The organism is Kitasatospora indigofera (assembly GCF_014655955.1).
GTDB classification, from domain to species: domain Bacteria; phylum Actinomycetota; class Actinomycetes; order Streptomycetales; family Streptomycetaceae; genus Kitasatospora; species Kitasatospora indigofera.
Map to the genome: position 1 here is coordinate 120121 of NZ_BNBO01000025.1, position 2244 is coordinate 122364.

Below are 2244 nucleotides of genomic sequence, written 5' to 3' on the forward strand. Positions count from 1 at the left end.
GGCGGCCGCACCACCCGTCCGCGACCGGTAGACGTCGTAGTGACTGGTCCACCGCCAGTGACCCTGGGTGTCCTTGAACCAGTACTTCGAGCCGTCCCAGCCGGCGTGGGCCGGAGCGGGCTCGGCGGCGGCCGTGCCGACGCCGGTGCCGAGGCCGATCACGCCCGCCCCGGCGGCGACGAGGGCGACCGCCCCCAGGCCGCGGCGGATCCGTCCGCCGCGGGCTATCCCACCGGACCGGGTCCGCTCGGCGGTGGCGGCGGTGTAGGCGGTGGTCGGCTCGCTCTGCGGGGCGCTCGGCGCGCCGGTGTCGACGGTGTTCATTCCTTGCGTCTTCCTCTGCTGACGTGGGGCCCGGGCGGCTCGCGGCGGTCGTCCGCCACGAGCGGGTGGCCGCCTGGTCCGGATGTCACTTCCGGAGGAGCCCGCCGGACGGAGTCCGGCGGGGGCGCGGCGACCCGGGTTTCAGTTCTGGGGGTCACGTTAAGCACGCCCGCGCTCACGGCGCGCAACGAGCGGCGCCAACGGGTGGTTCACCCTCGGTGACTGGGCGTCAGCAGAAGCGCCCTCGGCACCGGAGGGTCCGTCAGGCCGGCCCGGGCCGGGCGGACCGTCAGGAGTGCCCGGAACCGCCCGTCGTCGACTCCTGGAGCAGCAGTTTCTTCAGCACCTTGCCCATCGCGTTGCGGGGCAGTTCGTCCACCAGCACCACCCGCCGGGGCCGCTTGTGGACGGACAGCCGCTCGGCCACGAAGGCGGTGAGCTGTTCCCCCGTCACGGCGCCGTCCGGGATGACGTACGCGACCACGGCCTGGCCGAGATCCTCGTCCGGCGCGCCGACCACGGCGGCGTCGGCCACCGCCGGGTGGTCCCGCAGGGCGGCCTCGACCTCGCCGGCGCCGATCCGGTACCCGCCGCTCTTGATCAGGTCCACCGAGGCCCGGCCGACGATCCGGTGGAACCCGTCCGCACCGATCACGGCCACGTCGCCGGTGCGGAACCAGCCGTCGTCCGTCCAGGACTCGGCGTCGGCGTCCGGCCGGTTCAGGTACCCGGCGAACAGGGTGGGCCCGGCCACCTGGAGCTCGCCGACGCTCTCGCCGTCCGGCGGTACGGGCGCGCCGTCCTCGCCGACCAGCCTGGTCCGGACGCCCCGCAGCGGCAGGCCGACGCTGCCGGGGCGGCGTTCGCCGTCCGCGCGGGTGCTGACCGTGATCAGCGACTCGGTCATGCCGTAGCGCTCGATCGGCGCCTGCCCGGTGAGCCCGGCGAGCCGCTCGAAGACCGGGACGGGCAGCGGGGCGCTGCCGGAGACCAGCAGCCGGGCCGTCCGCAGGCCGGCCGCCGCCGCGGGGTCGGCGGCGATCCGCGACCAGACGGTGGGGACGCCGAAGTACAGCGTGCCGCCGGCCCGCGCGTAGCCCTCCGGGGTCGGACGGCCGGTGTGCACCAGGCGGCTGCCGGTCCGCAGGGCGCCGAGCACGCCGAGGACCAGGCCGTGCACGTGGAACAGCGGGAGTCCGTGCACCAGGGTGTCCTCGGCCGTCCACTGCCAGGCCTCGGCGAGCGCGTCCAGGTCGGCGGCGACGGCGGCGCGGCGGATCACGGCGCCCTTCGGCGCGCCGGTGGTGCCGGAGGTGTAGAGGACGAAGGCGGTGGCGTCCTCGCCCGGCTCGGGGTACGAGGTGGCCGAACGCAGCGTCAGGTCCACCGGGAGGGTGTCCAGGCCGGGCAGCGCGTCCAGGCCCTCCGGGGCCCGCTCCCCGGCCGGCAGCGCGAGCAGGGCGGCGCCGGAGTCCCGCAGGATGTGCGCGCGCTCCTTGGGCCCGGAGTCGGGCGGCAGCGGCACCACCGGGACGCCGGCCAGCAGGCCGCCGACCACCGCGGCCACCGTCGCGGCCGTGGGCCGGGCGAGCACCGCGAGCGCCGGTGCCCCCGCCGCCCGGTCGGCGACGGCGGCGGCGGCGCCGAGCAGCCGCTCGCGCGAGAGCGCGACCCCGTCGATCCGCAGGGCGTCGGCGCTGTCGCCGTGCCCGTCCTGAAGCGCCGTCAACAGACTCATGAGCCCCTCCGCGTCGGTCCTTGGCGCCGACTCTACGGCCCGGGGTACGCCGGAGGGCGCGGCGGCCCTGTTCGGCCGTCCGCGCCCTCCGGGCGGATCGTTCGGATCAGCCCTTGCGGCTCTGCACCTCGGCGGTGAGCTGCGGGAGGACGGTGAAGAGGTCACCGACCACGCCGTAGTCG

Annotated in this window: 2 protein-coding genes; both read right to left on the reverse strand. The window is 76.6% G+C overall.

Annotation, left to right across the window (positions count from 1 at the left end; all coding sequences use genetic code 11):
• On the reverse strand, positions 1–324 hold a 324-nt coding region (locus IE329_RS21825), incomplete at its 3' end, for a hypothetical protein (protein ID WP_229927639.1).
• A 289-nt stretch (positions 325–613) separates the two neighbouring features.
• Positions 614–2062 carry an acyl-CoA synthetase gene (locus IE329_RS21830; protein WP_190212626.1) on the reverse strand — a complete coding sequence of 483 codons (1449 nt, stop codon included), beginning with the start codon at positions 2060–2062 and terminating at the stop codon, positions 614–616.
• Positions 2063–2244 lie beyond the last annotated feature (182 nt).